Source organism: Castellaniella sp. (assembly GCF_041675725.1).
In the GTDB taxonomy this organism is placed as follows: Bacteria; Pseudomonadota; Gammaproteobacteria; order Burkholderiales; family Burkholderiaceae_B; genus Castellaniella.
Genome location: NZ_JBAYTI010000023.1, coordinates 1 through 23866, shown reverse-complemented (window position 1 = coordinate 23866; position 23866 = coordinate 1). Strand labels below are relative to the sequence as shown.

The window sequence follows — 23866 nt, the reverse complement described above, 5'->3', positions numbered from 1 at the left end:
GGGAAAGTGGCCTGTTTCTATGATACCTGGCGATTCTTCCAAAACCCGGTACAAGTCTTAGACGTCGATGTTGGCCGCCTGCAATGCGTGCGTCTCGATGAAGGCGCGACGCGGTTCGACGTCGTCGCCCATGAGGGTGACGAAGATCTCGTCGGCCGCGATGGCATCGTCGATCTCCACGCGCAGCAATCGCCGCACTTCAGGATTCATGGTGGTTTCCCAGAGTTGCTCGGGATTCATCTCGCCCAGGCCTTTGTAGCGCTGCTTGGTGATGCCGCGCTCGGCCTCGGTGCGCAGCCATTGCATGACTTCGCGGAAATCGGACACCTGTTTTTCTTTTTGCCGTTCGCCCACACCGCGGCGTACCACGGCCCCCGGTCCGAGCAGCCCCATGAAGGTGCGCGCAGTCCGGGCAAGAGCGGCGTAATCCCCCCCGCGGATGAAGGCGCGGTCGAACACGCTGACGTGCACGTTGCCGAAATGGGGGCGCAGAACGGCCAGTTGCCAGGCCTCTTCGATATCATCGTAGCGGGCCTCTACCTGAACGACCGGGCTTGTGTCGGGTTCGTTGAGCGCCTGCTGGAGGGCGGCCGCACTTTGGCGGGCGGCGTTTTCGTCGGCCAGGCTGATCGAGACGCCCTCGGCCATGGCAGTCAGTGCTTCGGTGTCGAGAGTGCGCGAAAGGCGGGCGATGACGGCATCGGCCATCACGTACTGACGGGCCAGGTCCATTAGGGTCTGGTCACGCAGGACGGCCGCGCCTTCGCGCGGGACGAGTTCGGTGTCTTTCAGGGCCAGCTGCAGCATGAACTGGGCTTCTTCGGCGTCATCCTTGAGGTAGCGTTCTTCGCGGCCGACCTTGACCTTGTACAGCGGTGGCTGGGCGATGTAGATATGGCCGCGGCGTACGAGCTCGGGCATCTGCCGGTAGAACAGGGTGAGCAGCAGGGTGCGGATATGGGCGCCATCGACGTCGGCGTCGGTCATGATGATGATGCGGTGGTAGCGCAGCTTGTCGATGTTGAAGTCGGGGCCGATGCTGGTGCCCAGAGCGGTAATCAGGGTGGTGATCTGTTCGCTGGACAGCAAGCGGTCGAAACGGGCTTTTTCGACGTTCAGCACTTTGCCGCGCAAAGGAAGGATGGCCTGGAACTTGCGATCCCGCCCCTGCTTGGCCGAGCCGCCGGCCGAGTCGCCCTCGACGATATAGAGTTCGCACAGGGCGGGATCCTTTTCCTGGCAGTCGGCCAGCTTGCCGGGCAGGCCGGCCCCTTCGAGCACGCTCTTGCGGCGCGTCATTTCGCGCGCCTTGCGCGCCGCCTCGCGGGCGCGGGCGGCCTCGACGATCTTGCCGCATACGGCGCGGGCATCGGTGGGGTTTTCGAGCAGCCAGGTCTCGAGGGTACGGCTGACCGCTTCTTCGACCGCGGGGCGCACCTCGGAGGACACGAGCTTGTCTTTGGTCTGGCTGCTGAACTTGGGCTCGGGCACCTTGACGGACAGCACACAGGCCAGCCCCTCGCGCATGTCATCGCCGGTGGTGTCGACGCGCGCCTTCTTGGCGAGCTCGTTGTCCGCAATGTATTTGTTGAGCACGCGCGTCATGGCCGCGCGCAAGCCGGTGAGATGCGTGCCCCCGTCGCGTTGCGGGATGTTGTTGGTGAAGCACAGCACGTTTTCGGCGTAGGTGTCGTTCCATTGCATGGCGACTTCTACGCCGACCGGCACGCCGCCGGCATCCGACTGGGTGCTGACGGCGAAGATGTTGTCGTGCAGGGTGGATTTGCTGCGGTTGATGTACTGCACGAAGCCCTTGACGCCCCCCAGGTAGGCCAGGTTTTCTTCTTGCCCGGTGCGTTCATCGACCAGGCGGATCTTGACCCCGTTGTTCAGGAAGGACAGTTCGCGCAGGCGCCGTGCCAGGATTTCGTATTTGTACTCGATGTTGTTGAATATTTGATCATCGGCCTGGTAGTGGACCCGCGTGCCGGTGCGTTCGGAGGGCCCGGTGATGCTCAGCGGCGCCATGCGCTGGCCACGGCGAAACTCGATGAAATGCTCGTGGCCGTTGCGCCAGATGGTGAGGCGCAGCCACTCGGACAGGGCATTGACGCAGGAGACGCCCACGCCGTGCAGACCGCCGGAGACCTTGTATGAGTTCTGGTCGAACTTGCCCCCCGCGTGCAGTTCGGTCATGACGATTTCGGCGGCGCTGCGGTGGTGCTCGTCGCCCTGGTGAATGGCCGTGGGGATGCCGCGCCCGTTGTCCATCACCGAAATGCTGTTGTCCGCGTGGATGGTGACGACGATGTCGTCGCAATAGCCCGCCAGGGCCTCGTCGATGGCATTGTCGACCACCTCGAAGACCATATGGTGCAGGCCGGTGCCGTCGGACGTGTCGCCGATGTACATGCCTGGGCGCTTGCGCACGGCCTCGAGGCCTTTGAGCATTTTGATGGAATCGGCGCCGTAGCCGGTTTCGGCCGCGAGAACGGGGATGGGTTCTGACATGAAAATCCTGTGTTTGAGTGCGTGGGCAGTTCGAGTGCGTCGGCGATTAGATGCGCATGGGCATGACGACATAACGGAATTCGTCATCGCCGGTGAGTGTGATGAGCACGGAGGAACTGGTATTGGGCTGGATGGACCAGCGGATGGTGTCGGCCTTGAGGCTGGCGAGTACATCGAGCAGGTAGGTGACGTTGAAGGCGACGTCCAGCGGGGCGTGCGGATAATCGATTTCAATGTCTTCGCGGGCCTCTTCGTTTTCGGCGTTGCTGGCCGATAGCCGCATGAGGTGCTCGCCGAGCTGGATGCGCACGCCCCTGAGCTTGTCGGTGGTGAGGATGGCCGCCCGTTGCAGGGCCGCTTGCAGGGTTTCGCGGCTTACCTCGAAATGGCAGTCATAGCCATCCGGAATGACCCGGCGGTAGTCGGGGTACTTGCCTTCGATCAGTTTGGAGATGACTTCGATGTGGTCGAAGCGAAAGCGGATCTGGCTGGTGGAGACGTCGACCTGAATGCTGGATTGCTCGTCATCGGACAGCAGGCGCTGCATTTCGTGTACCGTCTTGCGGGGGATGATGACGTCCAGCGTGGCCGTCTGGCCGTCGAGCGCCGTGCCGGCGTGGGCCAGGCGGTGGCCATCGGTGGCTACGGCGCGTACCTTGCCGGGTTCGAGCACCAGCAGCAGGCCGTTCAGATAATGCCGGATGTCTTGTTGGGCCATGGCAAAGTGGACCTGGTTGAACAGCTCCCGAAGCGCTTTTTGCGACATGGAGAAGGACGCGTCCCATTGCCCGGCCTGGTTGACCAGCGGATAGTCGGCGGCGTCCATGGTCTGCAGCGCAAAGCGGCTGCGGCCGGCCTGTACCGTGAGGCGGTTGTCGTCCAGCGACATTTTCACCTGGCTCGCGTCGGGCAAGGCGCGCAGGATGTCGAGCAGCTTGCGCGCGGCCACCGTGGTGGCCTGGGCGCCGTCGCCCACCCCGAAGGCGGAGCGGGTGGTGATCTGCACTTCGAGGTCGTTGGCGATGAATTCGACGGCTTCGGCCTGCTTGCGGATCAGCACGTTGGCCAGAATGGGCAGGGTGTTGCGCCGCTCTACGATGCCCACCACCGTCGTCAGGGGCTTGAGCACGGTATCGCGACTTGCTTCTGTCAGTTGCATGTTCTTATCCTTTGAGGGTTTGCTCGAGTACGTGGAGCGCGTGGTTCAGCTCGGTTTGTTTGGCGCGCAGGTCGGTGATCTTGCGCACGGCATGCAAGACGGTCGTGTGATCGCGCCCCCCGAACAGGTCTCCGATTTCGGGCAGGCTTTTCTGCGTGAGTTCTTTGGCCAGGTACATGGCAATCTGGCGGGGCAGGGCAATGTTGGCCGGCCTGCGCTTCGAGTACATGTCGGCCACCTTGATTTTATAGAAGTCGGCCACGGTCTTCTGGATGTTTTCCACCGTGATCTGGCTGTGCGACACCGAGAGCAGGTCTTTCAGGGCTTCTTTGCAGACTTCCACGGTCAGGACGCTGCGGCCGTGAAAATTGGCATAGGCCGACACGTTGCGCAGCGCCCCTTCGAGCTCGCGCACGTTGCTGCGCAAGTGCTTGGCAATGAAGAAGGCGACTTCTTCGGGCATCTCGAGGCCCTGGGTCTGGGATTTGCGCAGCAGAATGGCCACGCGCATTTCGAGCTCGGGCGGTTCGATGGCGACAGTCAGGCCGGAATTGAAGCGCGAGATCAGCCGGCTGTCTATGTTGGACAGCTCTTTTGGATAGGTGTCCGAGGTGATGATGATCTGCTTGTGCTGGGCCACCATGGCCTCGAAGGCGTAGAAGAACTCTTCTTGGGTGCGGTTCTTGCCTGCGAAGAACTGGATGTCGTCGATGAGCAGCAGGTCCAGCGAATGATAATAGCGTTTGAAGTCATCGAACGCCCGGCGCTGGTAGGCCTTGACCACGTCGGACACGTATTGGTCGGCATGGACATAACGCACGCGTTTGCCCGATTGGCTGGCCAGCAGGGCGTTGCCGATGGCGTGGATCAAGTGGGTCTTGCCCAGCCCGACGCCGCCATACAGAAACAGCGGGTTGTAGGAAACCCCCGGATTTTCGGCGACCTGAATGGCCGCTGCGCGCGCCAGCTGGTTGGCCTTGCCGGTGACGAAGTTCTCGAAGGTCAGGTCGCGATTGAGGCGGGAGTGATCGGCTGCCGGCACCCCGTTTGCGGCCATGGCCTGCGGCCCCGCCGCCTGCCGGGTGGCGTCGCCGGATGGGGCGGAGGCCCCATCGGCTGCATCTTGCGCGGACAGGACGTTGCCCTGGCGGGAAGCCGCGCGGCGGGCCTGAATGCTGGCCAGCTCGAAACACACTTGCACATTGCAGGCGTACCAGTCGGATGCCAGTGCCTCGAAGCGGGTGGAAAAGTTCTTGCGCACCCAGTCGAGCTTGAAGCGGTTGGGCGCGGAAATACGCAAAACGGCCCGCTCTGCATCGTATTCGAGCGGGACGAGCGGCCTGATCCAGGCGTTGATCTGTTGGGGGGGGAGTTCCTGTTCGAGTTGTTCGAGACAGGACTGCCAGAATTCATTCATGGTGACGTCGTGCGAAACCTTGATTCTACCCGTACCCGGCAAAGTTATCCACAGCCCGCACCGATGAAATGGGCCGAAGATGTCCGGTCCGGAGCGGGGGCGGCCCATGGAAATGGTCGGCATCGTACCGTCCAGAGTGCCCGCCGGAGGGGTGCGGCAAGTCGGCCCGGCGGGCCGGCGCGGTTGACGAAAGCCGCAAAATTTGCTGAAATAACAGGCTTTTTATCGCCTTGGCATTTAGCCCTTGGCCCTTTTATCTAGAGCTCTTTTCCGGATCTGCCATGAAACGCACATTTCAGCCCTCTGTCACCCGTCGCAAGCGTACACATGGTTTTCGTGTGCGCATGAGGACCCGTGCCGGGCGCGCGGTCATCAATGCCCGCCGTGCCAAGGGTCGCAAGCGCCTGGCGGTTTGACAAGGCGCCGGGCCTGCGCAGCCCGACCTGCCCAGGCCTGGTGTGCACATCGCCATGCCTGCTGACTTTCCGCCATCAGCCCGGCTACATCGCCCCTCAGAATACGCGGCCGCCCTCAAGGGGCGCCGGGTCGCCCGGGGGGCTTTGTTCGTGGTTCACCTGAGCCGCGAGCCCTCTGCCCAGGCTCGTCTGGGTCTCATCATCCCCAAGCGCCTGGCCCGTTTGGCCGTGGTGCGCAATGCCATCAAGCGGGTGCTGCGTGAAGCCTGGCGGCAGCGCCGCCACGCCCTGCCCGCCGCAGACCTGGTTTTCCGGCTGGTGGCACCGCCCCCCCAAGGCAGCCTCACGCATCTCAAGCGGGCCGTGCGCCAAGAGGCCGATGCCTTGCTGCTTCGGGTGGCCGCATGCTGAAAGCGCTCGTCATTGCCCCGATCCGGTTCTATCGGTATTTCCTGAGCCCCTGGGTGGGCCAGCAATGCCGCTTCACCCCCACCTGTTCAGTCTACATGATCGAGGCCATCGAGACGCACGGCGTGGTTCGCGGTCTATGGCTCGGGATACGCCGCATCGCCCGCTGTCATCCCGGTTGCGAGGGGGGGCTCGACCCCGTACCGCCGCCGCATGATCCCCCAACACGTTAAACTGACTGGCTTTTGCTTGGACCCCCCTTCTGGAAACTGGCGCTCATGGACATTCGACGCACCATCCTCTGGCTGATTTTCAGCTTCTCACTGCTGCTATTGTGGAACAACTGGCAGGTGTACCAGGGTCAGCCGTCGCTGTTTTCTCTGACGCCCGCCAGCACGCCCGCCCCGGCAGCCGACGCAAACGATTCGGCGCGTACGGCCGATGCCGCGGGTCATCTGCCGGCGGTGGCGGCTCAACCCGCCGCCGACACGGCCGTGCCCGGAGCGTCCGATGCCCCGGAAGGCCAGAAGGTGACCGTGCGCACCGGCGTGTATGAACTGACCTTCGATACCTTGGGTGCGCAGCTGATCCGGGCCGACTTGGTGAAATACAAGTCGCTCGACAGTTCCGACAACCCCATGTATCTGCTCAATGATCAGCCGGGCGATTTCTACGTGGCGCAAACCGGCCTGGTGGGCGCCGCGGCGGGCAGCAGCTATCCCACCCACCTGACGCCGTTTCACCTGGTCGAGCCCGAACCGGTGGTCAAAGGCAACACGACCGAGATCGCCTTCGAGGCCACGGCAGGGGGGTTGCGGCTGGTCAAGACGTTCGTGCTCGACAACCAGGGCTACGACATCCACGTGCGCCACGAGGTCTGGAACCAGACCGACCAGCCGCTCACGCCGTCGCTCTATCTGCAATTGACGCGCGACGGCAATGATCCGCCCAATACGTCGGGTTTCTACAGCACGTTCACGGGCCCGGCCGTGTATTCCTCCGAAGACAAGTTCCAGAAGATCACGTTCGAGGACATCGCCAAGGGCAAGGCCAGCTACATCGATCAGGCCGACAATGGCTGGATTGCGATCGTGCAGCATTATTTCGCCAGCGCCTGGGTGCCGCCACAGGGCACGGTGCGCACCAATCAGGCGCTGAAGGTGGGCGACAACCTGTACGCGATCCGCACCATCGAATCCGTGGGCGAGATCGCGCCCGGTGAGCATCAGGCTGTCGAGGCCCAGCTGTGGGTGGGGCCGCAAGATCAGCAGGCCATGAGCCACGTCGCGCCCGGGCTGGATGTGGTGGTGGATTATGGCTGGGTCACCATCGTCGCCAAGCCGATGTTCAAATTGATGATCTGGTTGCACTCGATGGTGGGCAATTGGGGCTGGACCATCATCTTGCTCACGTTGCTGATCAAGCTCGTGTTCTATCCGTTGTCGGCCGCCAGTTATCGTTCCATGGCCAAGATGAAGCTGGTGGCGCCGCGCATGCAGCAGCTGAAAGAAAAATACGGCGATGACCGCGCCAAGATGAACGCGGCCATGATGGAGATGTACCGCACCGAGAAAATCAACCCGTTGGGCGGCTGCCTGCCGATGGTGGTGCAGATCCCGGTGTTCATCGCCCTGTACTGGGTGCTGCTGGGCAGCGTCGAGCTGCGCGGCGCCCCCTGGGCCCTGTGGATCGACGATCTTTCAGTGCGCGATCCCCTGTTCATCCTGCCGGCGGTGATGATGGCCACCATGTTCCTGCAGATCAAGCTGAACCCCACGCCGCCCGATCCCACCCAGGCAAAGATCATGATGATCATGCCGCTGGTGTTCGGCGGGATGATGTTCTTCTTCCCGGCGGGCCTGGTGTTGTACTGGTGCGTGAACAACATCGTGTCGCTGATCCAGCAGCGGGTGATCATGGCGCGTCTGGATCGCGAGAAGGCGGCCTCGGCGTCCAGTTAGCGCGGTTCGCCAGCGCGGTTGGCCACCCCCCGGCGGCCGACCTGCGCTAGACTGCCGGCATGGCCATTTCGTCGTCGCTGGATCCCATCATCGCCATTGCCACCGCACCGGGTCGCGGTGGCATCGGCATCGTCCGTATTTCAGGCACGGGGCTGCGGCCCTGGGCCGAGGCCTTGTGCGGTCAGGCGCTGACAGACCGGCACGCTCATTTCCTGCGTTTCGTCGATGTCCAGGGCGAGGTCATGGATGAGGGGCTCGCCCTGTTCTTCCCGGGCCCGCATTCTTATACGGGTGAAGATGTGCTCGAGCTCCAGGGCCATGGCGGGCCCGCAGTGCTGCAGCGCGTGCTGCAGGATTGCCTCGCTCGGGGGCAGGCGTTGGGCTTGCGCCTGGCGCAGCCGGGCGAATATACCCAGCGCGCGTTTCTGAACGACCGGCTCGACCTCGCCCAGGCGGAGGCCGTGGCCGATCTGATCGAGGCCAGCTCACTGGCCGCGGCCCGCAGCGCCATGGCGTCGCTGTCAGGGGCGTTTTCCGCCGAAATCCAGGCACTCAGTGCGCGCATCGTGGAACTGCGCACCCTGGTGGAAGCCACGCTGGATTTTCCCGAAGAAGAGATCGATTTTCTCGAAAAATACCAGGCGGCCGAGCGTCTGCAAGGCGTCCTGGACCATCTGCAGCAGGTGCTGCGTACCGCACGCAGCGGCCTGGTCCTGCGCGAAGGGCTGCACGTGGTGCTGGCCGGGCAGCCCAACGTAGGCAAATCCAGCCTGCTCAATGCGCTGGCGGGCGACGAGGTCGCCATCGTCACCCCCATCGCCGGCACCACGCGGGATCGGGTGGTGCAGGCCATTCACATCGAGGGCGTGCCCCTGCACGTGGTGGATACGGCCGGGCTGCGCGATACGGATGACCCGGTGGAACGCCTGGGCATCGCCCGCACCTGGGCCGAGATCGCCCGCGCCCAGGTGATCGTGCACCTGCAGGATGCGCGTCAGCCTGGGGATGCGCTGGATGCCGCGATCGTGGCTCGTCTGCCGGCTGGCACTCCGGTGCTGGACGTGTTCAACAAGGTGGATCTGCTGGACGAGGCCGCCCGGGAGGCGGCGACGCAGCGGCTGGGGGGCGCCGACGTCCTGATGGTGTCCGCGCGCTCGGGTGAAGGTCTGGATGCTTTGCGCAGGCGCTTGCTGCAGATCGCCGGCTGGACGCCGGGGTCCGAGTCGCCGTGGCTGGCCCGCGCACGGCACGTGCGTGCACTCGAAATGGCGCAGGGCCACCTGGTGCAGGCGGCGGGGCATGCGGCGCAGAGCGATCAGGTGCTGGATCTCTTTGCCGAAGAGCTGCGCCTGGCGCATGAAGCACTGGGGGAAATCACCGGCGAATTCAGCAGCGACGACTTGCTGGGACGGATATTTTCCAGTTTTTGTATTGGGAAGTGAGACGGGGTCCAAGGAGATCCACTGACCTGCGCTCAAGGCGCTCAAGCCCGGGGACAAGACCGATACGGTCACCGACGACCGGGGACTGTATGTGGAGAGGTCTTCCCGACCGGAGGCGTCGTCTGGCGCTACCGGCTGAATGGCAAGTACGAGAAGCTGACGCTGGACGAGATCCGGCAGTTCCTGCGCGCCATGCAGACCTCCAACATCCGTCGCCAGTTCAGGATCGCCTTCCAGCTCATCCTGATGACCCTGGTGCGCAAGTCCGAGCTGATGCTGGCGCAGTGGAAGGATGTGCATGTGGACGAAGGTGAATGGCACATCCCGGTGGAAAACTCCAAAACCGGCAAGCCGCACATCGTCTACCTATCCACCCAAGCGCAAACGCTGTTCAAGGAACTCAAGCCGCTCGCCAGCGGCAGTATCTGGGTATTGCCGGGCCGTGGCACCCTGGCCAAGCCCTTCGCCAACAATGCACTGAATCAGGCATTGAAGGTGTCATTGCAGGGGCAGGAGATCCCCGCCTTCACTATCCACGACCTGCGGCGCACCGCATCGACGCTGCTGCACGAACAGGGCTGGCCTTCGGATGTGGTGGAGAAGGCGCTGAACCACACCATCGGCGGCGTGCGGGGGGTCTACAACCGGGCCGAGTATGCCGAACAGCGGCGGGAGATGTTGCAGGCGTGGTCGGATTACATCGACAGGCTGGCGCCGTCGGCAAATCTGGTGGTGTGAGTCTGTCCGAGACGCTGGTGGCCTCTTCCTTTTTTGGGTAGGGCCGTTGCCCCTTAGCCATTCCCTTGTCTCGGTCTTTTCCTTTGTAGCAGCCATTTATGATCGACGATGATTATCAGAGACTGATATAATTGTAAATCAACGTGTCATTGGATTCGCGATCATGAAGCGCTGCATTGTAGGTATCCGACAGCCAGACGGTTCGCCACCAAAGGGAAGCGAAACGCCCAGCATTTGGTTTCCGTCTCTGGCATCACTGGCAGCAGTACTTTCAGACGACAACCGCCGCCTGCTGCGCCTGATCCATGACAAGCAACCCAAGTCCCTGACCGAACTGGCCGAACTCAGCGGCCGCAAGGTACCGAACCTGTCGCGTACCCTGCGGATGATGGCGGATTACGGCCTGGTTTCGCTACAGCGCAATGTTCGGGATGTTCAGCCGACTGCGCTGGCGACTGAGTTTCTGGTCGTGCTGGATTGATGAGCGTGGACATCAGGAGAGCCGATGCGTCAGAAAGGACAACTGCTCGGCAAGAAATCGCTACGTGCGTTGCCTGTAAAGACAATGCCCCATTTTCTTGGTTCAAGCCTCATGCTTGAGCCAAACCAAAAAACTGAAACAGGAAGAACTATATGACCAGCACCGAACAACGCGCCATCCTGCGAAGCCAGATATGGAAAATCGCCAACGATGTCCGCGGCGCAGTCGATGGCTGGGATTTCAAGCAATACGTCCTCGGCACTCTGTTCTATCGCTTCATCAGTGAGAACTTTGCCAATTACATCGAGGCCGGCGACGACAGTATCCAGTACGCCAAGTTGCCCGACAGCGTCATCACTTCGGACATCAAGGACGACGCCATCAAGACCAAGGGCTACTTCATCTACCCCAGCCAGTTGTTCGTCAACGTGGCCGCCGGTGCCAACAGCAACGAAAGCCTGAACACCGACTTGGCGCGCATCTTCGCCGCCGTTGAAAGCTCTGCCAATGGTTATCCATCAGAACGTGATATCAAAGGTCTGTTTGCCGACTTCGACACCACCAGCAACCGCCTCGGCAACACCGTAGCCGACAAAAATAGCCGATTGGCCGCCGTGCTCAAACGTGTAGCCGAACTCGACTTCGGCGACTTTGAAGGTAATCACATCGACCTATTCGGCGATGCCTACGAGTTCCTTATCTCCAACTATGCGGCCAACGCCGGCAAGTCCGGTGGCGAGTTCTTCACCCCGCAGAATGTGTCCAAGCTGATCGCGCAGCTGGCCATGCACAAACAGGCCAGCGTCAACAAGATCTACGACCCTGCCTGCGGTTCCGGCTCACTACTGCTGCAGGCCAAAAAGCACTTCGATGCCCATATCATCGAAGACGGGTTTTACGGCCAGGAACTCAACCACACCACGTATAACCTGGCGCGGATGAACATGTTCCTGCACAACATCAACTACGACAAGTTCAACATCCAGCTGGGCGATACGTTGCGGAACCCGCATTTCGGCGACGAGAAACCCTTTGATGCCATCGTCTCCAACCCGCCGTACTCGGTGAAGTGGATCGGCGGCGACGACCCCACCCTCATCAACGACGACCGCTTTGCCCCGGCCGGCGTGCTGGCACCCAAGTCCAAAGCCGACTTCGCGTTCGTGCTGCATGCGCTGCACTACCTTTCGGCTAAGGGTCGCGCCGCCATCGTCTGCTTCCCCGGTATCTTCTACCGTGGCGGAGCGGAGCAGAAGATCCGCCAATACTTGGTGGACAACAACTATGTCGAGAGCGTCATTTCGCTGGCGCCAAACCTGTTCTTCGGCACCACCATTGCCGTGAACATTCTGGTGCTTTCCAAACACAAGGCCAACACCAACACCCAGTTCATCGACGCTAGCAGCCTGTTCAAGAAAGAAACCAACAACAACGTGCTGCTGGACTTGCACATCGAGCAAATCATGTCGGTGTTCGACAGCAAGGAAAACATCGATCACTTTGCCAAGTCGGCACCGTTCGAGGAAGTGGCTTCCAAAGAATACAACCTATCCGTAAGTAGCTACGTCAAAGCCAAAGATAACCGCGAAATGGTGGATATTGTTCAGATCAATGCCGAGCTAAAAATCACCGTCGCCAGGATCGACCAGCTTCGAAAAGAAATTGATGCCATCGTCGAGGAGATTGACGGCGAGGAGCTCAAGGCATGAGCAGCGTAAATTTTCTAAAAAAGCTGCTGGATGGGATGCCGGTAGAGTGGAAGGCCCTGGGGGAAGTTGCCAAGTACTCGGGCACGCGCATCGACTCCAATCAGGTCAACAAAAGAAACTATGTCGGCGTTGATAACTTGCTACCGAACCGGGCAGGCAAAACCGACTCAAGTTACGTCCCCACAGAGGGGCGCCACATTGAGTATCGCTCTGGAGATGTACTGATTGGGAATATTCGACCTTATCTAAAGAAAATCTGGCTCTCCGATCAGGCGGGCGGCACAAATGGCGACGTGCTTGTCATTCGCCCTAACGATCCATCATTAAGCTCCGGGTATCTGCACCAAATACTCACGGATGAAAAATTCTTTGCTTACAACATGCAGCACGCCAAAGGGGCAAAGATGCCGCGCGGCGATAAAGCAAAGATCCTCGAATATAGCATTCCCATCCCCTGCCCAGACAACCCCAAAAAATCGCTGGCAATCCAGGCCGAAATCGTCCGCATTCTGGACGCCTTCACCGAGCTGACCACCGAGCTGACCACCGAGCTTACCGCCCGCAAAAAACAATACAACCACTACCGCGACCAGTTGTTGAGTTTTGAAGACGGGGAAGTGGAGTGGAAGACGTTAGGGGACGTAATCAAGAAGTGGTACTCAGGCGGAACGCCAAAAGCAGGTGTGCCAGAGTATTACGAAGGCGGTGATATTCCATGGCTAAGAACCCAAGAGGTCAAGTTTTTAGATATTGAGAGTACCGAAGTAAAAATTACTCAGGCGGCGCTAGACAGTTCGGCGGCGAAGTGGATTCCGGCGAACTGCGTAATCGTTGCAATATCTGGTGCAACCGCAGGTAGATCTGCGATTAACAAGATGCCACTAACCACCAATCAGCACTGCGGCTGCCTAGAGATTGACAGCAAAAAGGCGTTGTACCGCTATGTATTTCACTGGGTAAGTTTTAATTATGAAAACATCAAGGCGCTAGGCCAAGGTGCTAGAGGCGATCTGAACTCAAGCATCATCAAAAGTTTCAAGCTCCCTCTTCCTTATGCGAACGACCCTGAAAAGTCCCTCGCCGAACAAGCACGCATTGTCGCCATCCTCGACAAATTTGATGCCCTCACCAACTCCACCAGCGAAGGCCTGCCCCGCGAGATCGAATTGCGCCAGAAGCAATACGAGCATTACCGCGACCTGCTGTTGAGCTTCCCCGACCCGGAAGCGGTAGGGGCATGACATGGGCAAGACGCTGACCGAAATCGCCCAGCAGCTGAAAGACGGCAACAAGAAAGTGCAGCTGATCTATGCCTTCAACGGCACGGGGAAGACGCGCCTGTCGCGTGAATTCAAGCAACTGATTGCGCCCAAAGCCAATGGCGAAGAGGGCGATGAGGAAGTCGATGCACCTGAGTTATCACGCAACAAAATCCTGTATTACAACGCTTTCACTGAAGACCTGTTCTATTGGGACAATGACTTGGAGAGTGACGCCGACCCGAAGCTGAAAATCCAACCGAATACTTTTACGGACTGGGTGCTGAAGGACCAAGGTCAAGACCAAAATATCATCACGACCTTTCAGCGTTACACCAACGACAAACTCACTCCACGTTTTAATGCAGAGCGAACAGAAAAAGACAGAGATGATAAAGAGATCACCGTCAGAGCCTTCTCGGAAGTCACTTTCTCGATGGAGCGTGGCGATGCGACGCATTCGGGAAACTTGAAAATATCGAAGGGCGAAGAAAGTAACTTCATCTGGAGTATTTTCTATACGCTGCTTGAGCAGGTGATCGGCGTGCTCAATGTAGCTGAGCCCGCTGATCGAGAGATAGATCAATTCAATCAAATGGAATATGTTTTCATTGATGACCCGGTCAGCTCACTGGATGAGAACCACTTAATTCAGCTTGCCGTAAACCTAGGGCAGTTGATCAAGTCAAGTACATCGGATGTCAAGTTCATCGTATCGACCCATAGCCCACTGTTTTACAACGTGTTCTACAACGAGATCGATGCTAAGAGCGGGTATATTTTGAGTCGATTGGATGATGGCACATTTGTGCTTGAGGAAAAGAAAGGTGATTCAAACAAAATCTTTTCGTATCACCTACACATTAAAAAACTTATTGAGCAGGCTGTCGATACAAACGGCGTGCAGCGCTACCATTTTGCGCTGCTGCGTAATCTTTATGAAAAGACCGCCAACTTTCTTGGGTACCGAAGCTGGTCTGATCTGCTGCCGGGCGATAAAAAAGCTTACGCCAGCAGGGTTATGAATTTCTATCCCCACAATACCCTGTCCAACGAAGAGATTGCAGAACCGACACCGCCTGAGCAAGAGATGGTTGGGCTGCTGCTTAGAAACCTGAACAACTATGGATATTGGCAGCAGGAGCGCCAAAATGGTTGAGTACATCAAGCCCATCGCCGAGTCGAACAATTTCATCGTGCTCGACAGGTACGTCAAAGAGTGGAAGGTTGCTGAAGGCTACCAAAGCGAAGGCGACCTGGAACGCGAGTTCATCCAGGACCTGGCCAACCAAGGATATGAATACCTACCCGGACTGAGAACACTGCTAGATTTGCTGGCCAATGTCCGTGAGCAATTGCAAACCCTGAACAGCGTCCAATTCTCGGACGGCGAATGGGCGCGCTTCGTAGAAACTTGGCTGGACAAGCCCAGCGATGGCATCGTCGAGAAAACCCGCAAGATTCATGATGATTACATCCATGACTTCGTGTTCGATGATGGCCGCATCCAGAACATCTACCTGCTCGACAAGAAGAACATCGCCCGCAACAAGGTGCAGGTGATCAAGCAGTTCGAGCAAACCGGCAGCCATGCTAACCGCTATGACATAACCGTGCTGGTCAACGGCCTGCCGCTGGTGCAAGTGGAGCTGAAAAAGCGCGGCGTGGCCATCCGCGAGGCCTTCAACCAGGTGCATCGCTACAGCAAGGAGAGCTTCAACAGCGAGCATTCCCTGTTCAGGTATTTGCAGCTGTTCGTCATCTCCAATGGCACCGACACGCGCTACTTCGCCAACACCACGCAGCGCAATAAGAACAGCTTCGACTTCACCATGAATTGGGCGCAGGCTGACAACAGCCCGATCAAAGACTTGAAGGACTTCACCGCGACTTTCTTCCAGAAACACACCTTGCTCAATGTACTGCTGACCTACTCGGTATTCGACGTCGGCAATACTCTTCTGGTGATGCGCCCCTACCAGATTGCCGCGACTGAGCGCATCTTGTGGAAAATCAAGAGTGCCTATCAGGCTAAGCACTGGAGCAGCACCGAGGGCAGCGGCTACGTCTGGCATACAACGGGATCGGGCAAGACCCTGACCAGCTTCAAGGCTGCGCGTCTGGCGACGGAGCTGGAGTTTATCGATAAGGCGTTCTTCGTGGTTGATCGCAAGGATCTGGATTACCAGACCATGAAGGAATACCAGCGCTTTTCACCCGACAGCGTGAACGGCTCGGACAGCACGGCGGGCCTGAAGCGCAACCTGGACAAGGACGACAACAAGATCATTGTCACGACCATCCAGAAGCTCAATAACCTAATGAAGAGCGAAAACGACCTGCCGATCTACGGCAAGCAGGTGGTCTTCATCTTCGACGAGTGCCACCGTAGCCAATTTGGCGAGGCGCAGAAGAATCTAAAGAAGAAGTTCAAGAGGTTCTACCAGTTCGGTTTTACCGGTACGCCGATCTTCCCGCAAAACGCGCTGGGTGCGGACACCACCGCCAGCGTGTTCGGTCGGGAACTGCACTCCTACGTCATCACCGATGCCATCCGCGACGAAAAGGTGCTCAAGTTCAAAGTGGACTACAACGATGTACGTCCGCAGTTCAAAGCCATCGAAAGCGAACAGGACGAAAAGAAGCTCAGCGCAGCGGAAAACCGGCAGGCCTTGCTGCACCCGGATCGCATCCGCGAAATCACCCAGTACATCCTGAACAACTTCCGGCAGAAAACCCACCGCCTGCAAGCGGGTGCCAAGGGCTTCAATGCCATGTTTGCCGTGAGCAGCGTGGATGCGGCCAAGCTCTACTACCAAGCCTTCAAGACCCTGCAGAAGGACAGTGACAAGCCTTTGAGGGTTGCCACCATCTTCTCGTACGCCGCCAACGAGGAGCAGGACGCGGTGGGTGACATTGCGGACGAAGGTTTTGAAGTCTCGGCCATGGACAGCAGCGCCAAGGAATTCCTGAGCGCGGCCGTTGCTGATTACAACGTGCTGTTCAAGACCAGCTTCAGCGTGGACAGCAAGGGCTTCCAGAATTACTACCGCGACCTGGCCAAGAGAGTCAAAGAGCAGGATGTCGATTTGCTGATCGTGGTCGGGATGTTTCTGACCGGCTTCGATGCGCCCACGCTGAATACCTTGTTCGTGGACAAGAACCTGCGCTACCACGGCCTGATCCAGGCCTATTCGCGCACCAACCGCATTTTTGACGCTACCAAGACCTTCGGCAATGTCGTCACCTTCCGCGATCTGGAACAGCCGACCGTTGCTGCTATCACCCTGTTCGGTGACAAGAACACCCGGAACGTGGTGCTGGAGAAAAGCTATGCCGAGTACATGGAAGGCTTCACCGATGTCGTCACAGGCGAGGCGCGACGTGGCTTCAAGGATGTGGTGAACGAGTTGGAGCAGCGCTTTCCCGATCTGGCGAACATCGTCAAGGAATCCGACAAAAAGGCCTTTGCCAAACTGTTCGGCGAATACCTGCGTGTGGAAAACGTGCTGCAAAACTACGATGAATTCGCCAGCCTGAAAGCCTTGCAGGACATTGATACGAGCGACCCGCAGGCGGTGGAGGACTTCAAGGCGGAACGTTACCTGAGCGACGAAGATTTGGCCGTATTGCAGGAGATCCACATTCCCGCCGATCGGAAAATCCAGGATTACCGCTCCACCTACAACGACATCCGCGACTGGCTGCGCAGGGAGAAAGCCTCAGCGGAAAAAGAAAAATCCAGCATCGACTGGGATGATGTGGTGTTCGAGGTAGATCTGCTCAAGTCGCAGGAAATAAACCTGGACTACATCCTGGAATTGATCTTCGAGAAGAACAAAAAGACCAAAGACAAGGTGGCTCTGATCGAGGATGTGCGTCGGGTGATCCGGGCCAGCCTGGGTAATCGGGCCAAGGAAAGCCTTGTAGTGGACTTCATCAACCAGACCGACCTGGATGGGCTGGGCGACAAGGCCAGCGTGATCGAGGCATTCTTCAGCTTTGCCCAGGCCGAGCAGCAGCGCGAGGCTCAGGAGTTGATCAACGATGAGGCGCTGAATGCAGAGGCGGCCAGACGGTACATCAGCAGCTCACTGAGACGTGAATTCGCCAGCGAGAACGGCACCGAACTCAATGCCCTCTTGCCCAAGATGAGCCCGCTCAATCCGGAGTACCTGACAAAGAAGCAAAGCGTCTTCCAGAAGATCGCCGCGTTCGTCGAAAAATTCAAAGGCGTAGGTGGGCATGTTTGACCGGCCAGAGTTATCGCACTGGTGTTAAAGCGTGCTTGGTCGACATACGGACCACGTGGAGATACTCGGTATGAATGGCAAAAAATTGATCCGTAACAGCACAGCCGAGTTCCTGATCTTCACTGGCCAGGCCGGCGAGCAGAGTATCGAAGCTCGCTACGAGGACGAAACCCTGTGGCTGTCGCAGAAGCTGATGGCCGAACTGTTCGGGGTGGATGTACGCACCGTCAGCGAGCACCTGAAGAACATCTTTGCCAGCCAGGAACTCGCGCCTGAGGCAACTATCCGGAAATTCCGGATAGTTCAGCAGGAGGGCCAGCGGGAGGTGTCCCGGGCAGTGGACTTCTATAACCTAGACGCCATCATTTCCGTCGGCTACCGGGTCAACTCCCTACGCGCAACGCAGTTCCGGCAGTGGGCGACCGGCGTCCTGCGTGAGTTCGCTATTAAGGGCTATGTGCTGGATCGTCAGCGCATGGAAAACGGCAGTTTCCTGGGCGAGGACTACTTCGAGCGGCTGCTGGCGGAAATCCGCGAGATCCGTCTCAGCGAGCGACGCTTCTACCAGAAGATCACCGACATCTATGCCACCAGCGTGGACTACAACAAGGACGCGCCGACCACCAAGGCCTTCTTCGCCAAAGTACAGAACAAACTGCATTACGCCATCCACGGCCATACCGCTGCAGAGTTGATCCGCAAGCGGGCCGATAGCAGCAAGCCACATATGGGACTGACGTCCTGGGCGAGCGCGCCCGAAGGCAAGATATTGAAAACCGATGTGGCCGTGGCCAAGAACTACTTGACCAAGGACGAGCTGGATTCATTGGGCCGCATCGTCAACGCCTATCTGGAACTGGCCGAGGATCGGGCGCGCCGCAAGATTCCAATGAGCATGGAAGACTGGTCCAAGCGGCTGGACGCTTTCCTCGAATTTGATGAACGGGAATTGCTACAGAACAGCGGCAAGATTTCTGCAAAACTTGCCCAGACACATGCGGAAAGCGAATTTGAAAAGTACAGAATTGTGCAGGATCGCCTGTTTGAAAGCGATTTCGACAAAGCAGTAAAAAAACTGGCGGCCGGTGAGTCAAACACCAGAGATGACGGATAAGCCTCAGGCCCCCAGATAGATCGACGTCACTTTCAACCTTTCATGCCCGAGTTCATGGCTGATCTGCTGCCGGGCGTGTTGGTCACTCAATCGCTGGCTGCTATTGAGCTGAGCTTTATCAGGGCCACCCGCCGCCGGCGCTTTCCACCCCATCAGCACCTCATACGTAAGCGGTCCATTTCTCACATAATTGTGGCGATGATCTGAGGCTGTCATGCCGTGCGCCGTGAATATTGACCGGAGCATGGCACATGGAAACACGTAAGGACGAGGCCTATTGGCGAGCGCACCTGGCGGCAATCGAACGCGAGGGGGCAACCACCAAGGCGTATGCCGAGCGCGAGGGCATTGCGGCCTCAAACCTGTATTTCTGGCGCAAACGCATCAAGCGCGAGGCGCAGCGCACAGCGATGGCGGTCGTGTCAGAGCCCAGGCCACGGTTTGCCACCGTTCAGGTGGTGCGCGAGGCGCCCACACAGATGGGCAGCAGCTTGCCTTGCACGCTGGTTGTGGGGCCAGGCCTGTGTCTGGAGATGGCGGCCTTGCCCGATCCATGCTGGCTTGCGGCCACCGCAGCGGCGTTGAGTGCGAGGAGCCGCTGATGCACCCGGGCAGCCGCATCGGTGCGGTGTACCTGCACTGCGAGCCGGTGGATTTCCGGCGCCAGATCAATGGCCTGTCGGCCATCGTACAAGAAGAGCTCATGATGGATCCGTTTGGCGATGCGCTGTTTGTGTTCGTCAATCGCAGGCGCACCGGCATCAAGGCCCTGTACTGGCACCGCAATGGCTTTTGCCTGTGGCAAAAGCGCCTGGAGGCCGAGCGCTTTGCCTGGCCCAGGCAGACCAGCGCAGGGGCGACGTGCCAGATCACCACCAGGGAGCTCGAGTGGCTTCTGGAGGGCTTCGATCTGTGGGCCAACAAGCCTCATAAATCGCTTCATTATCAATCAGTTACATAAATTCTTTGGTATAATTCTGCATGCCCTCAAGCCATGCAGCCACCCCCCCGTCATCAGCCCAAGAAACCCCTGGCCACCGTGCCTGGGCGCTGGTGCTGCCCCAGTCAATCGAAGAGCTGTAGGCGCTACTTGCCACCGAGCGCAGCCGCGCCATCGCGCAGATCACTCCGACGATCGAGCGGCAAGTCACAGAGCGCGTCACGCATCGGATCACCGAACAGGTGACGGCACAACTCACCGAGCAGATCCGCCAGGGGCTTGCCGAACAGTTCGCCCACGACCTGCAGCGCGGGATCGCCGCCGGGGTGGCCGAGAAGGTCCAGCAGATCCTTGAACAATGGCGCCTGGCCCGTCACAAACAATTCGGCCCCAGCAGCGAATCGCGCCAGGGTGAACTCTTCAACGAAGTCGAGCGCCTAGCCGACGAGGCCGATCAGGCGGGCGGTGCCAACGATCCTGATGAGGGGGCGACGCCTGCTGCCACTGCCAACGCAGCCAAGCCGCAGCGCGGCCACCGCCGGGCCCTGCCCCCCGAGCTGTCACGCGTGGAGCTCGTCATCGATGTGCCAGAAGACCAACGCCAGTGCCCCTGCGGCACCGCGCTGGTGCGCATCGGCGAAGACGTCAGCGAGCAGCTGGACATCATCCCCATGCAAATCCGGGTGCTGCGCATGGTGCGCCCACGCTACGCCTGCCCCAAGGGGGACCAGGCTCCGGTGCAGCAGCCCGCGCCCGCCCAGGTGCTGCCACGCAGCAACTTCGGGCCCGGCATCCTTGCCATGATAGCCGTCACCAAGTACGTCGATGGGCTGCCGCTGGCACGCTTTGAAAAGGTCCTTGCCCGTCACCACATCCAGGTCACCCGCCAGAGCATGGCGCGCGCCATGATCAAGCTGGCCCAAGCCCTGCAGCCGCTGCATAACCTGGCGCGCGACGCCTTGCTGGAGGCTCCTCTCATTCACATGGACGAGACCCCGGTTCAGGTGTTGAAGGAGCCGGGCAGAAGTCCGAACAGCAAAAGCTATATGTGGGTGCAATGCGGTGGGCCGCCAGGCAAGCCCGTGGTGCTGTTCGATTACGACCCCAACCGCTCGGGGCAGGTACCAGTGCGCCTGCTCGAGGGCTGGCGCGGGTACCTGATGACCGATGGCTACGAAGGCTATGCGGCGCTGGCCCGCACACCGGGCGTGGAGCACCTGGCGTGCATGGCCCACGCACGGCGTAAGTTCGTAGAAGCCAAGCGGGCCAATGCCAAAGGCAAGAGCGCGCGGGCCGATTATGCGCTGGATCTGATCGGCCAGCTGTATCGCATCGAGGCGCGCCTGAAAGAGGCCAGCGATGATCAACGCTTGGCGGGCCGCCAGGCCTACAGCCTGCCGGCATTGCACACGCTGCGCGCGTGGCTGGACGAGACCGCGCCGGCGGTCGCGCCCAAGAGCAAGCTGGGTAAGGCGCTCGGGTACCTGCATAAGATTTGGCCCAGACTTGTGCGTTACACCGAGCGCGGCGACCTGAGCATCGACAACAACGTGGCCGAGAATGCCATCAGGCCCTTCGTGGTGGGTCGCAAGAATTGGCTCTTTAGTGCCACCCCTGCGGGCGCGCACGCCAGTGCCGTGCTGTACTCGCTGCTGGAGACGGCCAAGGCCAATGGGCGCGAGCCCTATGCGTGGCTGCGCTTCGTGCTGGAGCGCCTGCCGATGGCCCAGACGGTGGACGAGATTGAGGCGCTGTTGCCGTGGAATACCCATGACCAGGATTTAGCCATGAATCTGGCTGCCTGTGAATAATGAGATAAGTGCACCGCTTACGGTTTGGCGTGATGGTGGTCTTTTCCTTTTCCGGGTAGGACCGTTGTCCCTTGAACACCATTTCCTTGCCTTTATCCCTTTTGCAGCAAAGGGGTGCCGCCATCCATCGTTGAGATATTTTTGGTTACGATAAGTATCATATAATGATGCAATTGTCAAACAGATAAGTTGCTTTATCGGGCTGGAACGTCAAAGACCCGACGCTCGGAGAAGCCGAATGGAATCCCATGACATCCAACTGCTGAAAAGCCATTTCGATGGTTTGAGCCACACCATCCCCGAAGAAGGTGTGGAGTTCTGGTTCGCCCGTGACCTGATGGAACCCCTCGGTTATGCCCGCTGGGAGAACTTCAAGACCGCTATTGGTCGAGCCATTGAGTCTTGTAAAACAACGGGTTACGACGAGACTGACCATTTTCGTGGCGTCACGAAAATGGTCGGGATCGGCAGTGGCGCTGACCGCCCAGTCGAAGACTTCATGCTCACCCGCTATGCCTGCTACCTCGTCGCCCAGAACGGCGACCCGCGCAAGCAGGCCATCGCCTTCGCCCAGAGCTACTTCGCCATCCAGACCCGCAAGCAGGAACTGATCGAAGATCGCATGCGCCTGCGGGCCCGGCTGGATGCGCGCGACCGCCTGCGGGAGTCGGAAAAGACCCTGTCGCAGAACCTCTACGAGCACGGCGTGGACGACAAGGGCTTTGGGCGCATCCGCTCCAAGGGCGATGCCGCGCTGTTCGGCGGCCACACTACCCAGATGATGAAAGACCGCTATGGCATCACCCAGACCCGTCCGCTGGCCGACTTTCTGCCCACGCTGACCATAGCGGCCAAGAACCTTGCCACCGAAATGACCAACCACAACGTCACGCAGGAACGGCTGCATGGCGAAACCTCGATCACCCGCGAGCACGAGCAGAACAACCGCAGCGTGCGTGACATGCTCGGGCAGCGCGGCATCCAGCCTGAGCGGCTTCCCGCAGAAGAAGACATCAAGAAGCTGGAGCGTCGCGTCAAGACCGAAGAAAAGAAGCTCGTCAAACAGGCCGGGAAACTTCCTGCCCCAAAGCAGCAAGACACAGACTGAATCGAGAGCCAAACACCATGCTGCAAAACAACCCTGAACTGCAAAGCGCCATCAAACGCCTCTGGGACAAATTCTGGAGTGGCGGCATCAGCAATCCGCTCACCGCCATCGAGCAGATCACCTACCTGCTGTTCATGAAACGGCTCGACGAACTGGACCAGAAGCGTCAGGCCGATGCGGAATGGACGGGCGAAAATTCTTGATCAGACCGTACAGGTAGGCAATGGTGTTATGCACAGCACCCGAGTCACAGCGCGCGTCCCATTCCGCCAGGACGGCCTGGCGTTGTTCCAGAGCCAATCCCCTGAGACGCACCATGAGGATTTGCTGCTGATCCTGCGGCAGTTGCCGGAAGCTATTTCATCCTGGCAACGTCGCTGTCGCCGCAAACAATCCGAACGGCGCGCTACCCATATTCATTGCCAGAACAAGAAACTCGCTCTACGCAGGCAATTCCATATTCAATTCCTCCGTTGCAACTATCCGATAGCCCATTGCCTGGTAACCACGCTGACGCCGTTCCCACATGCGCAGCAGCGAAGGGTGCCCGGTGTCGATGAAGTCGATGATACGCACGCGCTGCTTGCCCGCCTGCTCTCGGTGCAAGCGACCAGCATACTGCTGCAGCGTGCCTTTCCATGAAATCGGCATTGTTAGCATCAGTGTGTCGAGCGGTGGATGGTCGAAACCTTCGCCAACCAACTTGCCACTGGCCAGCAACACACGCGGTACATCCGCATCCAATGCATTCAAGGCCGCGATCACGCTGGCGCGTTGTTTCTTCGATTGACGGCCATGCAGCAGGAACAAAGGCTGCACCCGCCCAACCAGAGCAGCATGCAATGCGTCAAGATGCTCAGTCCGCTCGGACAAGGCCAGCACCTTGCTATCCTGTGCAAAAGCGCCTGCGATTTCATCGGCAATCGACGCGGTACGAGTCACCTCGTTAGCAAGCTGGCGGAATATATCCTGGATGGCCGCGTCTTCGGGAAATGCGGTTCGCGCCGGCAGGTAGCATGGCACACACTCCAGTATCTGTGGTGCACTGGCCGGTTTGGCAGCGATATGCCGGATCGGTCCACACTGCATGAACAATATGGGTTGACGACCATCGCGCCGGATCGGTGTTGCCGTCAACC

General features: G+C 59.2%; 21 protein-coding genes and 1 pseudogene. 17 read left to right on the top strand and 5 right to left on the bottom strand.

The genetic code is table 11. The annotated features are described in order from the left end of the window. Nucleotides 1-57: 57 nt before the first annotated feature. Genes gyrB through dnaA form a run of 3 tightly spaced genes read right to left on the bottom strand, consistent with a single transcriptional unit; the run spans nt 58 to nt 5087 of the window. Nucleotides 58-2511, bottom strand: a complete 2454-nt coding sequence (gene gyrB, locus WCZ84_RS06585) for a DNA topoisomerase (ATP-hydrolyzing) subunit B (protein WP_372685464.1) — start codon at nt 2509-2511, stop codon at nt 58-60. A gap of 46 nt (nt 2512-2557) precedes the next feature. After that, nucleotides 2558-3670 carry a DNA polymerase III subunit beta gene (gene dnaN / locus WCZ84_RS06580; RefSeq protein WP_372685463.1) on the bottom strand — a complete coding sequence of 371 codons (1113 nt, stop codon included), beginning with the start codon at nt 3668-3670 and terminating at the stop codon, nt 2558-2560. A 4-nt stretch (nt 3671-3674) separates the two neighbouring features. Continuing rightward, a complete protein-coding gene (dnaA, locus tag WCZ84_RS06575; RefSeq protein WP_372685462.1) occupies nt 3675-5087 on the bottom strand; it encodes a chromosomal replication initiator protein DnaA in 1413 nt (470 codons plus the stop codon). 281 nt (nt 5088-5368) lie between these two features. On the opposite strand from dnaA, the gene rpmH reads away from it, so the two are divergent. From rpmH to WCZ84_RS06515, 12 genes are all read left to right on the top strand, one after another. Next, a complete protein-coding gene (gene rpmH, locus WCZ84_RS06570; RefSeq protein WP_372685461.1) occupies nt 5369-5503 on the top strand; it encodes a 50S ribosomal protein L34 in 135 nt (44 codons plus the stop codon). A 54-nt stretch (nt 5504-5557) separates the two neighbouring features. Beyond that, nucleotides 5558-5914: a ribonuclease P protein component gene (gene rnpA / locus WCZ84_RS06565; protein WP_372685460.1), complete on the top strand. Its 357-nt coding sequence runs from the start codon at nt 5558-5560 to the stop codon at nt 5912-5914. Then, nucleotides 5908-6144, top strand: a complete 237-nt coding sequence (gene yidD / locus WCZ84_RS06560; RefSeq protein WP_372685459.1) for a membrane protein insertion efficiency factor YidD — start codon at nt 5908-5910, stop codon at nt 6142-6144. The genes rnpA and yidD overlap by 7 nt, the downstream gene beginning before the upstream one ends. 45 nt (nt 6145-6189) lie before the next feature. Further along, nucleotides 6190-7872 (top strand): membrane protein insertase YidC, encoded by a 1683-nt coding sequence (yidC, locus tag WCZ84_RS06555; protein WP_372685458.1) that lies wholly within the window; start codon nt 6190-6192, stop codon nt 7870-7872. Nucleotides 7873-7931: 59 nt separating this feature from the next. After that, a complete protein-coding gene (gene mnmE / locus WCZ84_RS06550) occupies nt 7932-9314 on the top strand; it encodes a tRNA uridine-5-carboxymethylaminomethyl(34) synthesis GTPase MnmE (RefSeq protein WP_372685457.1) in 1383 nt (460 codons plus the stop codon). Between the two features lie 21 nt (nt 9315-9335). Next, on the top strand, nt 9336-10052 hold the full coding sequence (locus WCZ84_RS06545; RefSeq protein WP_372685480.1) for a tyrosine-type recombinase/integrase: 717 nt from the start codon (nt 9336-9338) through the stop codon (nt 10050-10052). A 163-nt stretch (nt 10053-10215) separates the two neighbouring features. Continuing rightward, nucleotides 10216-10533, top strand: a complete 318-nt coding sequence (locus tag WCZ84_RS06540) for a helix-turn-helix domain-containing protein (protein WP_372685456.1) — start codon at nt 10216-10218, stop codon at nt 10531-10533. 152 nt (nt 10534-10685) lie between these two features. Continuing rightward, nucleotides 10686-12242 carry a type I restriction-modification system subunit M gene (locus WCZ84_RS06535; protein ID WP_372685455.1) on the top strand — a complete coding sequence of 519 codons (1557 nt, stop codon included), beginning with the start codon at nt 10686-10688 and terminating at the stop codon, nt 12240-12242. Beyond that, entirely contained in the window at nt 12239-13483 is a 1245-nt protein-coding gene (locus WCZ84_RS06530; protein WP_372685454.1) for a restriction endonuclease subunit S, read from the top strand. Before WCZ84_RS06535 ends, WCZ84_RS06530 begins: the two co-directional genes overlap by 4 nt. Before the next feature lies 1 nt (nt 13484). Then, nucleotides 13485-14660, top strand: coding sequence for an anticodon nuclease (locus WCZ84_RS06525; protein ID WP_372685453.1), 1176 nt, complete (start codon nt 13485-13487; stop codon nt 14658-14660). Continuing rightward, nucleotides 14653-17754, top strand: a complete 3102-nt coding sequence (locus WCZ84_RS06520) for a type I restriction endonuclease subunit R (RefSeq protein WP_372685452.1) — start codon at nt 14653-14655, stop codon at nt 17752-17754. Before WCZ84_RS06525 ends, WCZ84_RS06520 begins: the two co-directional genes overlap by 8 nt. A 70-nt stretch (nt 17755-17824) precedes the next feature. Further along, complete coding sequence (locus WCZ84_RS06515) at nt 17825-18868, top strand: virulence RhuM family protein (RefSeq protein WP_372685451.1); 1044 nt, start codon at nt 17825-17827, stop codon at nt 18866-18868. A 3-nt stretch (nt 18869-18871) separates the two neighbouring features. On the opposite strand, the pseudogene WCZ84_RS06510 reads toward WCZ84_RS06515, so the two are convergent. Continuing rightward, nucleotides 18872-19033: pseudogene (locus WCZ84_RS06510) on the bottom strand (integrase); the annotation flags it as partial. Between the two features lie 86 nt (nt 19034-19119). Here WCZ84_RS06510 and WCZ84_RS06505 point away from each other — a divergent pair. From WCZ84_RS06505 to WCZ84_RS06485, 5 genes are all read left to right on the top strand, one after another. Next, nucleotides 19120-19470, top strand: coding sequence for a cobyrinic acid ac-diamide synthase (locus WCZ84_RS06505; protein ID WP_372685450.1), 351 nt, complete (start codon nt 19120-19122; stop codon nt 19468-19470). Then, nucleotides 19470-19829: an IS66 family insertion sequence element accessory protein TnpB gene (gene tnpB / locus WCZ84_RS06500; protein WP_372685449.1), complete on the top strand. Its 360-nt coding sequence runs from the start codon at nt 19470-19472 to the stop codon at nt 19827-19829. The genes WCZ84_RS06505 and tnpB overlap by 1 nt, the downstream gene beginning before the upstream one ends. A 221-nt stretch (nt 19830-20050) precedes the next feature. After that, complete coding sequence (locus WCZ84_RS06495) at nt 20051-21619, top strand: IS66 family transposase (RefSeq protein WP_372685448.1); 1569 nt, start codon at nt 20051-20053, stop codon at nt 21617-21619. A gap of 238 nt (nt 21620-21857) precedes the next feature. Further along, on the top strand, nt 21858-22727 hold the full coding sequence (gene dinD, locus WCZ84_RS06490) for a DNA damage-inducible protein D (protein WP_372685447.1): 870 nt from the start codon (nt 21858-21860) through the stop codon (nt 22725-22727). Nucleotides 22728-22744: 17 nt separating this feature from the next. Further along, the gene (locus WCZ84_RS06485) at nt 22745-22930 is read left to right on the top strand and encodes a type I restriction-modification system subunit M N-terminal domain-containing protein (RefSeq protein ID WP_372685446.1); all 186 of its coding nucleotides are present in this window, start codon (nt 22745-22747) and stop codon (nt 22928-22930) included. 238 nt (nt 22931-23168) lie between these two features. On the opposite strand, the gene WCZ84_RS06480 is transcribed toward WCZ84_RS06485, so the two are convergent. Beyond that, nucleotides 23169-23866, bottom strand: a 698-nt coding sequence (locus WCZ84_RS06480; protein ID WP_372685445.1) for a DEAD/DEAH box helicase, incomplete at its 5' end; no start/stop codon positions are given.

What these genes read in the sequence shown, in the direction of transcription:
- yidD (WP_372685459.1), top strand. Translation starts at nt 5,908, where the DNA reads ATGCTGAAAGCGCTCGTCATTGCCCCGATCCGGTTCTATCGGTATTTC.
- WCZ84_RS06530 (WP_372685454.1), top strand. Translation starts at nt 12,239, where the DNA reads ATGAGCAGCGTAAATTTTCTAAAAAAGCTGCTGGATGGGATGCCGGTA.
- dnaA (WP_372685462.1), bottom strand. Translation starts at nt 5,087, where the DNA reads ATGAATGAATTCTGGCAGTCCTGTCTCGAACAACTCGAACAGGAACTC.
- tnpB (WP_372685449.1), top strand. Translation starts at nt 19,470, where the DNA reads ATGCACCCGGGCAGCCGCATCGGTGCGGTGTACCTGCACTGCGAGCCG.
- WCZ84_RS06485 (WP_372685446.1), top strand. Translation starts at nt 22,745, where the DNA reads ATGCTGCAAAACAACCCTGAACTGCAAAGCGCCATCAAACGCCTCTGG.
- WCZ84_RS06535 (WP_372685455.1), top strand. Translation starts at nt 10,686, where the DNA reads ATGACCAGCACCGAACAACGCGCCATCCTGCGAAGCCAGATATGGAAA.
- dnaN (WP_372685463.1), bottom strand. Translation starts at nt 3,670, where the DNA reads ATGCAACTGACAGAAGCAAGTCGCGATACCGTGCTCAAGCCCCTGACG.
- WCZ84_RS06520 (WP_372685452.1), top strand. Translation starts at nt 14,653, where the DNA reads ATGGTTGAGTACATCAAGCCCATCGCCGAGTCGAACAATTTCATCGTG.
- WCZ84_RS06515 (WP_372685451.1), top strand. Translation starts at nt 17,825, where the DNA reads ATGAATGGCAAAAAATTGATCCGTAACAGCACAGCCGAGTTCCTGATC.
- mnmE (WP_372685457.1), top strand. Translation starts at nt 7,932, where the DNA reads ATGGCCATTTCGTCGTCGCTGGATCCCATCATCGCCATTGCCACCGCA.
- rnpA (WP_372685460.1), top strand. Translation starts at nt 5,558, where the DNA reads ATGCCTGCTGACTTTCCGCCATCAGCCCGGCTACATCGCCCCTCAGAA.
- WCZ84_RS06525 (WP_372685453.1), top strand. Translation starts at nt 13,485, where the DNA reads ATGGGCAAGACGCTGACCGAAATCGCCCAGCAGCTGAAAGACGGCAAC.
- WCZ84_RS06540 (WP_372685456.1), top strand. Translation starts at nt 10,216, where the DNA reads ATGAAGCGCTGCATTGTAGGTATCCGACAGCCAGACGGTTCGCCACCA.
- yidC (WP_372685458.1), top strand. Translation starts at nt 6,190, where the DNA reads ATGGACATTCGACGCACCATCCTCTGGCTGATTTTCAGCTTCTCACTG.
- rpmH (WP_372685461.1), top strand. Translation starts at nt 5,369, where the DNA reads ATGAAACGCACATTTCAGCCCTCTGTCACCCGTCGCAAGCGTACACAT.
- gyrB (WP_372685464.1), bottom strand. Translation starts at nt 2,511, where the DNA reads ATGTCAGAACCCATCCCCGTTCTCGCGGCCGAAACCGGCTACGGCGCC.
- WCZ84_RS06505 (WP_372685450.1), top strand. Translation starts at nt 19,120, where the DNA reads ATGGAAACACGTAAGGACGAGGCCTATTGGCGAGCGCACCTGGCGGCA.
- dinD (WP_372685447.1), top strand. Translation starts at nt 21,858, where the DNA reads ATGGAATCCCATGACATCCAACTGCTGAAAAGCCATTTCGATGGTTTG.